This is a genomic window from Vibrio sp. Vb1980 (assembly GCF_033338615.1).
Lineage (GTDB): Bacteria > Pseudomonadota > Gammaproteobacteria > Enterobacterales > Vibrionaceae > Vibrio > Vibrio alginolyticus.
Map to the genome: position 1 here is coordinate 615,152 of NZ_JAWOSZ010000001.1, position 14,068 is coordinate 629,219.

The 14,068-nt window shown below is 47.5% G+C and carries 11 protein-coding genes; 4 read left to right on the forward strand and 7 right to left on the reverse strand.

The annotated features are described in order from the left end of the window. Window positions 1–88 precede the first annotated feature (88 nt). Both R7F64_RS02715 and R7F64_RS02720 read right to left on the reverse strand, forming a co-directional pair. Window positions 89–1,480, reverse strand: coding sequence for a TolC family protein (locus tag R7F64_RS02715; protein ID WP_318071433.1), 1,392 nt, complete (start codon window positions 1,478–1,480; stop codon window positions 89–91). A 135-nt stretch (window positions 1,481–1,615) separates the two neighbouring features. After that, entirely contained in the window at window positions 1,616–2,038 is a 423-nt protein-coding gene (locus tag R7F64_RS02720; RefSeq protein ID WP_258457174.1) for a hypothetical protein, read from the reverse strand. A 315-nt stretch (window positions 2,039–2,353) separates the two neighbouring features. Here R7F64_RS02720 and fdhF point away from each other — a divergent pair, with 315 nt between their 5' ends. Both fdhF and R7F64_RS02730 read left to right on the forward strand, forming a co-directional pair. Then, on the forward strand, window positions 2,354–6,592 hold the full coding sequence (gene fdhF / locus R7F64_RS02725; RefSeq protein WP_318071434.1) for a formate dehydrogenase subunit alpha: 4,239 nt from the start codon (window positions 2,354–2,356) through the stop codon (window positions 6,590–6,592). A 398-nt stretch (window positions 6,593–6,990) separates the two neighbouring features. Further along, the gene (locus tag R7F64_RS02730) at window positions 6,991–7,362 is read left to right on the forward strand and encodes a hypothetical protein (RefSeq protein ID WP_017635234.1); all 372 of its coding nucleotides are present in this window, start codon (window positions 6,991–6,993) and stop codon (window positions 7,360–7,362) included. A gap of 109 nt (window positions 7,363–7,471) precedes the next feature. On the opposite strand, the gene R7F64_RS02735 is transcribed toward R7F64_RS02730, so the two are convergent. From R7F64_RS02735 to R7F64_RS02750, 4 genes are all read right to left on the reverse strand, one after another. After that, window positions 7,472–8,569, reverse strand: coding sequence for an ABC transporter permease (locus tag R7F64_RS02735; protein WP_053303790.1), 1,098 nt, complete (start codon window positions 8,567–8,569; stop codon window positions 7,472–7,474). Continuing rightward, window positions 8,569–9,495, reverse strand: coding sequence for an ABC transporter ATP-binding protein (locus R7F64_RS02740; RefSeq protein ID WP_206952730.1), 927 nt, complete (start codon window positions 9,493–9,495; stop codon window positions 8,569–8,571). The genes R7F64_RS02735 and R7F64_RS02740 overlap by 1 nt, the downstream gene beginning before the upstream one ends. Window positions 9,496–9,499: 4 nt before the next feature. Beyond that, entirely contained in the window at window positions 9,500–10,450 is a 951-nt protein-coding gene (locus tag R7F64_RS02745; RefSeq protein WP_373920837.1) for an HlyD family secretion protein, read from the reverse strand. 206 nt (window positions 10,451–10,656) lie between these two features. Further along, window positions 10,657–11,448, reverse strand: a complete 792-nt coding sequence (locus R7F64_RS02750) for a PhzF family phenazine biosynthesis protein (RefSeq protein ID WP_318071435.1) — start codon at window positions 11,446–11,448, stop codon at window positions 10,657–10,659. Between the two features lie 187 nt (window positions 11,449–11,635). Between R7F64_RS02750 and R7F64_RS02755 the strand changes: the two genes are divergently transcribed. Further along, window positions 11,636–12,169: a YbhB/YbcL family Raf kinase inhibitor-like protein gene (locus R7F64_RS02755; RefSeq protein ID WP_017635230.1), complete on the forward strand. Its 534-nt coding sequence runs from the start codon at window positions 11,636–11,638 to the stop codon at window positions 12,167–12,169. A 19-nt stretch (window positions 12,170–12,188) separates the two neighbouring features. After that, entirely contained in the window at window positions 12,189–12,968 is a 780-nt protein-coding gene (locus R7F64_RS02760) for an AraC family transcriptional regulator (RefSeq protein ID WP_005385142.1), read from the forward strand. A gap of 36 nt (window positions 12,969–13,004) precedes the next feature. On the opposite strand, the gene arsB is transcribed toward R7F64_RS02760, so the two are convergent. Beyond that, window positions 13,005–14,060, reverse strand: a complete 1,056-nt coding sequence (gene arsB, locus R7F64_RS02765) for an ACR3 family arsenite efflux transporter (RefSeq protein ID WP_318071436.1) — start codon at window positions 14,058–14,060, stop codon at window positions 13,005–13,007. Window positions 14,061–14,068 lie beyond the last annotated feature (8 nt).

Below are 14,068 nucleotides of genomic sequence, written 5' to 3' on the forward strand. Positions count from 1 at the left end.
TCACCCAAGTCACATAGAAGATCTATGCTCATGGGATTCTCTCGTTTGCCGCCTAGCTGTAGCCCCAACGGTCTTGGGGAATCACAAATTAATATGTCGAGATAGAGCTAGCTTCCGGTGAAGCCACTTGATAGTCGAAACCACCGAGTAGGGTGGCTAAATTGCTGTTTGCGATGTTGAGATCGGTCAGCAGACGTTGTTGCTCTAATTGCAGAGCCAACTCGTCAGTCGTGGCAGAAATCACATCGTTAAACTGCGCTGTGTTGTTTTGATAACCCCGCTCAACGGCTTGAATGCGCGCTTTCGCTTGAGGCAATAAGGTGGATTGATAACGTTCTAAGCGTTGGGTTAAGTTGCCGCGATCAACCAGCAAAGTGTTCACCTTGGCATTCATCTGCGTTAGTAAGGTGTCCTTTTGTGATTGTGCCGCACCAACTTGGTATTGAGCGGCCGCGAGATTGCGATCTTGGCGGTCACCTGTGAACAGTGGAATGTCCATGGTGAGGTAAGCGCTAACCAAGTCTGATGCAGGCTCACCCATCATGTTGTCGGCTTGGCGGTAGGCGTACATTACTTCGACGCCAAATTGCGGGTTGTAGGCTTGCTCAGCAATTTCCACCTGCGTTTTATTGGCAGAAATGCTGACGTCGGCCATCTTAACCATCGGGTGTTGGCTGAGTTGCTGATAATGCTTGGTGGAATTCTGACTCGCAGCAAGTTTGCTGTTCAGTGTGTCCCAATTAAGTTGATTGCTTGCGTGCAGAGCCTGCTCGTTTGCCAACCAATCTGACCCCAACCATTCGGAGAGTTGAGAGATAAGACGACGTTGCATTTGTGCGTTGGCTTGCAGTTTCTCATCCAACTTGCTGACTTGTAATTGAGCGTTGAGTAGGTCTTGCGCTTCACTCTTACCAATCGAATAGTTGGTTTGAATAAAGCTTTCCATCTCCTTCATCAACTTGCGGTTCTCAAGCAAGATTTGCTCAGCGCGTTGCTGGTAACCAAGCTCTAACCAAAGTTGAGTCATGCTGTTGGCTACCTCAAGCTCACGAGCATGCACTTGAAGCCCAAGGCCGTCGGCTTGTTGATTGGCTTTCTTCTGTTGTAAATCAAGCGTAGAGCCACGCTCAAACTGTTGCATTAAACCAACGGAGATGTTGGTCATTGGGTCTTCATCGAATTTGAAGCTGTCGACAGGCAAGCCACCAAAACCTACTTTTAGTTTTGGGTCCATCAAGGTCGCACTCGCGACGCCCGTTTCACGCATGGCAGCAGATTGCGCTGAGTATTGCTTACGATTGCCATCGTTACTCAAAGCGACGTTGATCAGTTGGGCAAGCTTGGTCGTCGAAGCTCGCTCAGTTGATGCGGAATTTTGCGCTGCGTGCGTCTCTTTACCTGCGGCGTTAACCAAGGTTGGCGCAGCGACCAGAGCCACCATAAAAATAGGTGCAGCTAAGCGGTATGGTTTGATATCCATAATCTAAATCCAGTGTTCGCCGGATCGATGGAGGTGCGGATTTTATTGCGGGAACAGTAAAGCCTTGTTACCTCATCGTTCAGGCGCATTAAAACAACCTGCGATACACGCGCAGGGTCGAATGCTAGGACGGATTTAGGCTATAGGAGGTCGGTACAGGTCGCGGCTGACGTGTACGACTGGGGAAGCAACTTCAGGAGTAATAGTTGCGCGATAGACGACGGGCATTGGGCTATTGATAGGATTCGGTAGGGGGACGAAAACTATCGTACACGCGGCAGTACAGCAGGTATGAACCATGCCGGAGCCTCCACCACAGTTCATGCTGGTTTCTCTTGCATCGCCATCTTCGGACATAGAAGCGTCAGTCATGGAGACGTCCATCGTGCCAGGCATACCGCAGTGTTCGCTGTCACTCATCATAGAAGGATGGTGAGCCATGCCAGTAGACATCATTTGAATATTCATCAACGGCTCACTGTTCGCCACACTAGATACCAATAGCACTAGTGTCGTGAAGAGAGCTAACCAGATTGTATGCAGCGATTTTAAGTGCATACCCTTTCCCATGTGTTTGATGAAAATGATGAAAACCCTTCGATTCTAAAGGTTAACCTAAGGGTAAGGTCAATCATTTATTACTCTTATTATCAAAATAGTCCAACCCTACAGTTTTCGCACTTTCGAGGGAGTAAAACGTTTGTTAAACACCGAGTGTGGAAAGTTAGCGAAAGAAGCCCTGGCTTTTTATGACACGTGAAAAATGTGGTTTATAAGTTTTACATCACACTAACTTGTCTTACAAATGATTATCCTTATAGAATGCATGGTTTTACTTGTGCAGATTTGGATTTGCTTTGCTGCGGGGGTTGCATGATAGAAATTGTCATCGATGGAAAATATAGAATTGTAGAAGAGGGTCTAACCCTTTTAGAAGCAGCAAAAGTGTGTGGGGTCGAGATCCCATCGCTGTGCGGAATGAACAAAAGTAATGAAAAAGTACCGTGTGACTTGTGTGTGGTTGAAGTCGAAAGCGGCGGCACTAAACGCGCGTGTGAACTCGAAGTTTACCGTGGTCTCAATGTGGTCACGCAATCAGAACAATTAAGCGAGCACCGCAGAAAAGCACTCAACCGCATCATGACGGACCATTACGCCGATTGTGAAGCGCCATGTAAAACCGCGTGTCCAGCGGGCGTTGATATCCAATCGTACCTTTATCACATCGCACAGAACGATCATCAAAAAGCGATTGAAGTGATTAAGCGTACGCTCCCTATGCCGTTATCGATTGGCCGCGTGTGCCCAGCATTTTGTGAAAGTGAATGTCGCCGTTCGTTAGTCGATGAACCTATCGCAATTCGCCAGCTAAAACGTCATGCCGCGGATGCGGATTTGTCTGCGCATGAAGCCTACGTACCAGAAAAGAAACCAAGCAAAGGTTTGAACATTGCCGTCGTCGGAAGTGGCCCTGGTGGTCTGACAGCTGGCTACTACTTATCGAATGAAGGCTACGACGTTACGGTCTTTGAATCCATGCCAAAAGCGGGCGGTTGGTTGCGTTACGGTATTCCTGAATACCGTTTACCAAAAGACATTCTCGATAAAGAAATCGAACTGATGTGCCGTAATGGCATGCAAGTTCACACCAATCAAAAGCTGGGTGTGGATTTAACGCTTTCTCAATTGAGTGAAGAATACGACGCGGTGTGTTTGGCTGTCGGTGCGTCTCAAGCGGTTGAAATGCACTACACAGGCAGTGACCTTGAAGGTTGCTACTTAGGCGTTGATTACCTCAAAGATTACGTTACCGAGCAAAACTACGTCACGGGTCAGAAAGTCGCGGTGATCGGTGGTGGTAACACGGCAATTGACTGTGCTCGTACTGCGCGTCGTGCTGGTGCAGACACCACGTTGATTTACCGTCGTACCCGTGACGAAATGCCGGCAGAAGACTACGAGATTGTCGAAGCGGAACACGAAGGGGTGAAATTCCACTTCTTAACCAACCCGGCAGAAAACCTTGCCGATGAAACCGGACGCGTGAATGCGATTCGTCTAGAACGCATGGCGTTGGGTGAGCCGGATGCATCTGGTCGTCGAAGCCCTAAACCAACCGGCGAGTTCTTTACCGAAGAGTTCGACACCGTAATTGCGGCAGTATCGCAAAAGCCAGACCTGAGCTTCCTAGAAGGTGAAGACTTATCTATTCCGCTAACGCGCTGGAACACCTCTGATGCCGATGAAAAGACCATGCACACCGGCACGGGTAACATCTTCAGTATTGGTGATTTCCGCCGTGGTCCTGCAACGGCAGTTGAAGCCGTGGGAGATGGCCGCGTTGCGGCAAAAGCCATTGATCTGTTTTTGAATGGCGAAATGGCAGATATGCCAAAGGCGGCGTTTAACTCGCGTAAAGAGAAGAAGCTCTCTCAAGTCGATCCGCTTCACTTCGAGAACATCCAGAAAGTCGCTCGCTCTATCATGCCTGAGCTGACTCCAGCACAACGCGAGCAAAGCTTCGCTGAAGTGGAGTTGGGCTTTGATAACGAAGAAGCGATGAAGGAAGCGGCGCGCTGCCTTGAATGTGGCTGTCAGGCAAATACCGATTGTGCGCTGCGTGATTACTCCACCGAATATGAAGCTGAGCAAAGCTTTGACTTCTCCTTACAGATTAAATCGCATCAAGATTGGTTAGATCTTCGTGCGAAAGACTTGCGTCATAAGTACGAAGTTGACCGCAGTTCGGAGTTTATTGAGTTTGATGCCAACCGCTGTATTAGTTGTGGTCAGTGCATCCAAGCGTGTCGCGACAAAGCCGTGCACGGTGTACTGAACTTTGTGTGCGACAAACAAGGTCGCCCGGCATTACGTCCTGACGATCGCCCACACTTTGGAAGTAATAAGAATGGCTTAACCCTTATGGGCGATTCGAACTGCGTGCAATGTGGCGCGTGTGTTCAAGTGTGTCCAACGGGTGCAATGGTCGATAGTCGTGACCGTTCGCAAGGCCGTACTGAAGATCTGAAAGCGGTCGACACCATTTGTACATACTGTGGTGTGGGCTGTAAGTTGACCATGTTCGTGGACGAAGCAACCAATACGATTCGTTACGTGAAGGGCGGTGACTCGCCAGTGAACCAAGGCATGCTGTGTGTGAAAGGACGCTTTGGTTTTGACTTCATTGGCAGTGAAGAGCGTCTTACCACGCCATTGATCCGTAAAGATGGTTGGTTGCAGCCTGCAAGCTGGGAAGAGGCGATTCAACTGATTGCGAGTAAGTTCTCTGGCATCAAGCAAGATTTTGGCAGCAACGCATTGGCGGGCTTCTCTTCAGCGAAAACCACTAACGAAGACAACTACGCGTTCCAAAAATTTGTCCGTCGTGAACTGGGCACTAACAACGTCGACCACTGTGCGCGTTTGTGCCACGCATCGAGTGTAACCGGTCTTGAGGCATCACTGGGTAGTGGTGCAATGACCAACGACATTCCAAGCATTAAGCACTCGGATGTGATCTTTATTATCGGTTCGGATACTACATCAGCACACCCGATTATCGCTTCACATATCAAACAAGCAATTCGTCACCACGGCGCTCGCTTGATTGTGGCTGACCCGAAACGTGTCGATGTGGCAGAGCATGCAGAGCTGTATATGGCGCACCGTCCGGGTACAGATGTGATGCTCCTAAATGGTGTCATGCAGCAGATCATCAAGAACGGTTGGTACGATCAAGAGTACATCGAAGAACGTGTCGACGGCTTTGATACCTTATTGCAAGAAGTGATGTCGCCAGCTTACAACCTCGATAAAGTGGAGTTGGTTACGGGTGTTAAAGCTGAAGACATTCAAGCAATGGCGCGCATGATTGGCACGGCAGATCGTACCGCTGTGTACTACTCGATGGGTATTACTCAGCACACGACAGGTCATGACAACGTGCGTTCTATCGCTAACCTGCAATTACTGTGTGGCAACATCGGTATTGAAGGTGGTGGTATTAACCCGCTACGTGGTCAATCTAACGTGCAAGGCGCGTGTGATATGGGCGCTTTGCCAAACAGCTTCCCGGGCTATCAAAAGGTATACAACCCAATTGTGCGACAGAAGTTTGCTATTGAATGGAACGCACCAAATCTGCCTTCTGAGCAAGGTCTAACCCTGACAGAAATCATTGATGCGGCTTGCCATCGTGACGTTCGTGGTATGTACATCATGGGTGAGAACCCAGTGTTGAGTGACCCGAACCAAGCGCATGTGATTGAAGGTTTAGAAGCACTCGACTTCTTGGTGGTTCAAGACATCTTCCTAACGGAGACTGCACAGTACGCGGATGTGGTCCTGCCTTCTTGCTCGTTTGCAGAGAAAGCGGGTCACTTCACCAATACGGAGCGTCGTGTTCAGCGCGTGAATCCGGTTGTAACTGCACCGGGTGAAGCGAAAGAAGATTGGTGGATTATTCAAGAAATCGCCAATGCAATGGGCAGTGATTGGGACTACCACTGCGTGTCTGATATCACTAACGAGATTGCACGAGTGACGCCTCAATACGCAGGTCTTCGTTGGGATGCGATTACGCCAAACGGTGTGCAATGGCCTAGCAACAAGAACAACCCAGCAGGTACTCGCATCATGCACCAAACCCAGTTTACTCGTGGTAAAGGGCAAATGGTGGGTGTACCGTTCCGTTATGCGGCTGAGCTGCCAGATGAAGAGTACCCACTTGTGTTAACGACGGGTCGCGTACTTGAGCAGTTCCATACTGGAACCATGACGCGCAAAACCAAAGGGTTGGATAATCTTGCTGGCCCTCGCGCAATGGTGAGCGTGGAAGACGCAGAAGCACTTGGCATCAGTAATGGTCAGCGTCTGACGGTGTCTACACGTCGTGGCAGCATTGAGATTGATGCCTTTGTGACTAAGCGGATTCAAAGAGGTGTGGTGTTCATTCCTTTCCACTTTGTTGAATCGCCAGTCAACCGCCTAACGACAATGGCAACTGACCCGCATGCGAAGATCCCTGAGTTCAAGGTCGCTGCGGTTAAAGTGGAAGTGAGCGAGAAAACAACGCAGACAGAGTCTCTCGAAGATAGTTACCAACACGTTTAAATTCGGTGAGTCGCGTTGTTGTGGTCACTGACAATTTGAGCCTAGTTGATGGGCGGATAATCTAATCTTGATTTCCGCTCTCACTACATTCACTCGGATTGTCTTTTTCTTCAAACTCCTTTTACTTTTCTGTTATCACCGCGCTCCGGTTAGTTTTCCCTTCTTACTTCTTACTTCTTACTTCTTACTTCTTACTTCTTACTTCTTACTGTCTCTATGGCGTATTTTTGTTCAAGCCCATGATGAGAGTGCAATAAAGTTTGTTGTTGAGCTTGTCATAGAATTGACTGTCTCTGACTGTCCTCTGTTATTTGGGCAAGTTCTATAACCTAAACTTTGCTCGCTTCCTATACTGAATTAACGAAGCAAGATTTTTATAACAACAAGAGGAAGCTTGTATGACAAGAACAACCTCATTTGCACTCGTTTTATTACTTATGTGCGCATACTTTGGTTACAACCGTTATTATTTATACCCCCAGCAGTTGGAAACACAGGCGAAGTCCATGCTAATACAAATGGCAAATCGCGAAGAGTGGGTCGATGTGTTTGAGATGATGAATCGCGTAGACGCGCATAAGGGCCATTTGGAACTTGTTGCTGACGTGACATCCTCTGATGGTCAGCGTGCGTACAGTGAAGGTATTATCACGTACACGGATCGCGAAGGCGTTGTCTGTAAACAGGTAGTGTTCAACTTTAAAATAAACTCTTTGAAAAACTACAATATTTCCGATTTACGAGATTGTTCCTACGGTGAGTACTATTAATATTGTCTGAGAGTTGAGCTCGATAGCACAGTGTATGAATACAGAAACAAAAAATAGCCCTTCGTTGGGGCTATTTTTGTTTTTAAGGAATGAACGCAATATCGTGGGATTAGTCGAGTGATTTTTTGAAGCGAAATGAAGCGACAATAAGGCCGATAACGGTGAATCCAAGTAACCAAACTGTATCTCGCCATAGCTCTATTAGGTCTGCACCACGCAGCACCACACCACGAATAATTCGCATAAAGTGGGTGGCAGGCAGCGCTTCGGATATCCATTGTGCCGCGATGGGCATTCCTTCATAAGGGAACATAAATCCGGACAGAAGAATCGATGGCAAAAGAATAAACACCGTCATCTGCATTGCTTGAAGCTGCGTCGTCGCAATGGTGGATATCACCAAACCTAAGGTTAAACTCGCGGCGATAAACAGCAGCGTACCAAACAGTATCTGACTAATGGCGCCGTTTATCGGCACACCAAATATCCAGTGCCCCAAGCCTAAAATGATAAACACCTGTATCAGACCAACAAAGATGTAAGGGATGATCTTCGCTACCATGAGTTCTATGGAGTGGATTGGCGTAGTAATCAGTAACTCTAAATTGCCACGCTCCCGTTCTCGAACAATGGCTGCACTGGTGAACAAGATCATCGTCATGGTTAGAATCACGCCCAACAAACCAGGGACAATGTTCACCGCTGAGCGCCGACTCGGGTTGTAATACAGCGCAACTTCAAAGGTTTTGGTTGGAGCAGGACGTATCTCAAAATCAAAATCCGTTAACGGCATGGTTTGTAGCGAGAGAATCGCAGAACTGATCATGGTGTCTGAACCATCCACAATCCACTGGCCAAGTTCTCGACCTTGCACCATACGTTGGGTTAAGTCGCTAGGTAGAATTAAAGCCGCTCGCACCAAACCGTCTTGAATGGCTTGTTCGGCTTCTGAAGCGGTAGCAAAGGTTTCAACCACATCGACCACTTGCGTTACTTTAACGGACTCGGTAATCACGCGCCCGGCGGTACTGCCACTTTGATCAACGACACCAACGGGAATATTGCGAATATCGGTATTAATAGCGAAGCCGAACAGCAGAAGCTGAATTAGCGGGATCATCACGACCATGCCAAAGGTAATGCGGTCACGTGAAAGCTGACGGATCTCTTTGATCATTACCGCTTTCATACGGGCAATAGATTTCATCATTGGCGACCTTCTCCCGTCACGCTGACAAACACATCTTCCAAGCTAGGACGAGCAATGTTCATCTCGCAGCCATCAAGCTCAGGAAAGATTTGGGTTAACCATTCGATCGGTTGTTCGATGTGCTGGTGGACTAAAATGCGTAAGCGAATGCCTAGCTGTGCGGCCGAGCGCACCTCTTCACGTCGAATGACTTTCTCTTTTAGCTCGCGTAAGTTATCCGCTTTGACTTCGACGATGTTAACGCCCATTTGCGCCATGAGTTCTTCTGGCTCACCATCGGCGCGGATTTCGCCTGCTTCCATAATAGCCAGACGATGGCAGCGCTCTGCTTCATCCATGTAATGCGTAGTGACCAAAATCGTCGTGCCTTGGTCAGAGAGATCAAACAATTGCTCCCAGAAATCGCGCCGGTTCTCTGGGTCAACCGCAGACGTGGGCTCATCGAGAAACAACAGTTCTGGTTTGTGCATGGTGGCGGCGGCGAGAGACAAGCGTTGTTTCTGGCCGCCACTCATTCCGCCGACGCGCTGTTTACGCAACTGGTCGAGACCGTAGGTGGATAGTTGTTCTTCGATACGAGCTTTTAGGACCTTGGTTTCCATACCAAAGATTTGTCCAATAAACTCAAGATTCTCTTGAACCGTCAGGTCATCATAGAGGGAAAACTTTTGCGTCATGTAGCCAATCTTGAGGCGCAGAAGCTCAGATTGTTTTGGGATCTCTAGCCCGAGTACATCGACATTGCCCTCGCTTGGGCTAAGTAAGCCAGTTAACACACGAATGGTTGTCGATTTACCGCAGCCGTTCGGGCCAAGAAAACCATAAATACTGCCTTTGGGCACATTGAGCGTGATGTTGTTGATGGCGGTGAAGTCACCAAACTTCTTCACTACATTTTCAGCTTGAATCGCGAATTCGGTCATTGGCTTACTCCACCAAATCCACTTGCGCTGGTATACCTGAAGGCAAGGATTGTGCTGAGTCTTGAAGGTCGACTTCTGCTAGGTACATCAAACGCGATCGTTCTTCCTCGGTAAGCGCGAAATAAGGCGTGAATGAAGGCTCAGTCGCTACCCAACGAACGGTGCCGCTATATGGTTGCTCAACGCCATCTACATGCACGTTAACCGTTTTACCTGGCACAAAGTTGACTCGATAATTGGCAGGAACATAAACACGGGCGTATGGGACGCGGCTCGCTTGAATTACGGCAACAATGCCATTCACCGGAACGCGTTCACCAAGGTTAAACGGTAGGTTATCTAGCAAGCCATCTCGCGTGGCCGTGATGGTGAGTTCTGCCAGTTTCTGTTCTTGTAGTGCTACATCGGCTTTTGCAGCCATGAGTGCGGCTTTCGCTTGTTCAATATCTTCAGGACGAGAGCCAGCGGTCAGTTTGCTGAACTCTTCTTGTGAGGAGTCTAGCTCTGCACGGGCAGAATCTCTGGCTGCTAAAGCGGTGTCTTTTTCTGATTGGCTGATGAGTTTTTTACGAACTAACTCCGCTTTACGTTGGTAGTTCTTTTGCGCTTCAATCAATTGAGCTTCCGCTCTGGCAACGCGAGCTTGCGCTGCGGCAATGTCTTCTGGTCGCTCACCATTGGTCAATTTCAAAAGATAGGCGTCAGCCTTGGCTTGTTCGGCAACGGCGTGAGCTAAAACGGCTTCTTGGTTCTTTGTATCGAGCTGAACCAGCACTTCTCCTTCGGTGACTTGGCTGCCTTCCTTAATGGGTAGGGCACGAATTATCTCGCTAGAGGTGGCAGTGAAGGTTACGCGGTCACGTTCTAGTGTGCCAAGGGCTTGCTGTCCGTCATCTTTGGAACAGGCAGTTAAAAGAGTCAGGGCTAGGGTGCCAAGAATGATTCGCTTCATCATGCGACGCTTCCTCTAAGAAGGTGAGCTCGAACTCGTATCAAGCTATAGAAGAGTATGGGACTGCATTCAGTGTAACGTGAGTCAGTTTTGTCCGGCTAGGAAGTTAATTCCTTCAATATTCATCAATTGATTAATTATTGAAGTTGGCTTGATCCTGCGGAAGCCGTGCTTTACTTGGCTCTTTTAAGTTGATTACATGAATATCATTAAACAAAAATCTTGCCTTTCATGTAGAGCACGCCGTCGCCAGACACTCTTACTTGTTCGCCAATAACTTCACAATGAAGAATACCTCCGCGCTGAGAAGCTTGGTAAGCAACCAGTGATGTTTTGCCTAATTCTTCTGCCCAGAATGGTGCTAATCCAGCGTGAATCGAGCCGGTTACGGGGTCTTCATCGCCACCATTTGCAGGCCAAAAGTAACGCGATACAAAGTCTTGTTGATCGCCTTTCGCAGTAACGACTACATCGTAAGGAGCGAGTGTTTTTAGGTGTTCTGAACGGTATTGAACCTCAAGTACCTTCTGCTGGCTGTCGACCACCACGAAATACGCTTGAGGGCTAAGCAGTACGCGTTCCACATCGCAACTTAAGCCTTCAATCAATGCCGAGGGAATATCAGAAACGGCTTTTGGAGGACGAGCAGGGAACGTCATTTCAATCTTACCTTGCGCATTCTTCTCTACGGTGAGGGTTCCTACTTCCAGAGTATGAAATTCAATCGTGCCATTAATGCCAAACTCATCAAACAGCACTAACGAAGAGGCCAGTGTTGCGTGTCCACAGAAATCGATTTCAGTAATCGGAGAGAACCAACGAATCTCATATCGGTTTGCGCCAATGGATTTTAGAAAAGCCGTTTCCGACAAGTTGTTTTCTGTCGCGATATTTTGCATCAATTCTGGGGCTAGCCATTCCTCTAACGGTACCACCGCTGCTGAGTTGCCTTTGAATTGCGTATCGGTGAAGGCGTCCACCACGTAGATATCCAATTCCATTTTCCTTCCTTATTCCGTGAGCGATTAATTAGCATAAACCAAGTGCAATTAAGAGAGTAAGAAATTTGTGTTAGAATCTTAAAGTGTCAAAATTATAGACTATTTTGTGTTTTTTGATACTTACTGACAAGGATTCGGACTGCTGGGTATTTAGACTAGTGTTGAATTCATTGAAAGGAAGAAAAACATGAAAGCGATCTACAAGTCAGTTTTGGTATTGAGTGTTTTTGCGGTCGGTTCTGCCCATGCATTTGAACTCGTGAGTAGAGATATTCAAGAAGGCCACCCGATGGCGAAGACATTTGAATACTCTGGTTGGGGATGTGATGGCGGGAATCAATCACCACAATTGATGTGGAAAGAAGCTCCAAAGGGCACAAAAAGTTTTGCGATCACCGTGTATGACCCCGACGCGCCAACAGGCAGTGGTTTTTGGCATTGGATAGCGTTTAATATTCCATCCACCGTTAGCGAGCTGCCTCGAGGCATTGATATGAACAAGTTAGGCGGCAAAGAATCTCGTATTGACTACGGCACAACGGGGTTCGGCGGCGCGTGTCCTCCAAAGAATGATGGGATGCATCGTTACCAGTTTACGGTGTGGGCATTGCCAACTGAAGAACTGAATTTGGATGAAAACACGCCACCAGCCATTGTAGGGTTTACTTTGAATAGTGTTGCTTTGGGTAAAGCGACATTAACCACGACTTACACGCGATAATTGAATATAAGGGGAGAGAATGGGTCACCAATATCAGGTTACGCTGTTTCGTGCGGAGCAGCAGCAGAAGCTTCGTAATGTCAGGATTCACTCCCCAAGCCTTATTCAGATTGTTAAGGGGAGTAAACATCTTTTCTGGAAAGATGAAGTACTCGACATCCATCATCCAAATATCATGCTTTGTGAAGCAAATGCATCCCTAAATTTTGAAAATCTTCCTCTACAAGGGCGATTTCTTTCTCGAATGTTCAGTTTTCACTGTGTGCCTAGCGATGAAATGTTGGAGCTAAGCATGAGTAACGCATTAGGAAACTATGTACCCGTTGTTGAGACAGATAAAGCATTGCAAGCGACGTTAAATGCTTTGTTTTCGTTTGAGCGGGAAAGCTTAAGTGAAGCGACACAACGCTATTGGATTATGGGCCTATATCAGCAGCTAGCTGAGAGAGGGTTATTACATCGATTGTTCTCGAGTTCACATATCTCTTTTAGTCAGAAACTTAGTCGTTACTTATCGCGCTCTCCAGGGGAGGAGCATCCATTAGACATGGTCGCGGGGCATTTTGCTATGAGCCGAGCAACATTGATACGCAAATTGAAACAAGAAGGTACCCAGTATCGTGAAGTATTGGCAGAAGTGCGCTTAAATCACGCACTTTACTTGATGCAAAATGGCTCGTATAACGTTGCTATGCTCGCACAGTTGTGTGGTTATCAGTCAGAGGGGCGTTTTAGCCAACGCTTTAAAAGTAAGTTCGGCCTAACGCCCAGCGAGTATATTAAAACGGTAGTGAGTTAATGTTTTACCGCTTTTGTATTTTTTGTGCTTTTTAGGTTAGCCATAATATTTGGTTTTCATTCGCAATGCTACGTTCACCAAAGCAATCAATACAGGCACTTCGATCAGCGGGCCAATGACACCAGCAAAAGCTTGGTCTGAGTTTAGGCCAAACACCGCGATAGAAACCGCAATTGCCAATTCAAAGTTGTTGCCCGTTGCCGTGAAGGCAATCGATGCGTTTTTATCGTAGTCGATACCCATTCTCTTACCAACGAAGAAGCTGACAAAGAACATCAACACGAAGTAAATGGCCAGTGGAATTGCTACACGGAATACATCCATTGGCAGTTCAAGAATCATTTCACCTTTCAAGCTGAACATCAGTACGATGGTCGCAAGTAGGGCGATAAGCGTAATTGGTGAAATGCGTGGGATGAACACGTCGTTGTACCATTGTTCACCTTTCGCAGCGACCAGCCATTTACGGCTTAGGAAGCCCGCTAGGAATGGGATACCAAGGTAAATCAGAACGCTTTCCGCGATGTCCATCATCGAGATATCAACCACGAAACCTTCGTAACCAAAGACTGGTGGCAACACAGTGATAAACAACCATGCCATCACACTGTAAGTCACGATTTGGAAAGCGCTGTTTAGTGCAACTAGGGCTGCGCCGTATTCTTTGTTACCGCCACCGATATCGTTCCATACCAATACCATGGCAATACAACGAGCAAGACCAATCAGAATGATACCAACCATGTAACCCGGATGATCACCTAGGAAAGTCAATGCAAGGATGAACATCAAAATAGGGCCGACAATCCAGTTCATGACCAAAGACAGCGTGATCGCTTTTTTATCTTTCGTCACTGTGCCTAGCAAGTTGTAGTTCACCTTTGCGAGTGGCGGGTACATCATCAAAATCAAACCAATCGCTAGCGGTACGTTTGTGCTACCAACTGACATTGACTCGTTCCACTCAGCAACTTGAGGGAATGCTGCGCCAATACCTACACCGATTGCCATTGCAACAAAAATCCACACCGTTAAGTAACGGTCCAAGAAGCTCATTTTGTCGCTGGCACTATTTAAAACTTGAGTAGTCATAGTGTTCT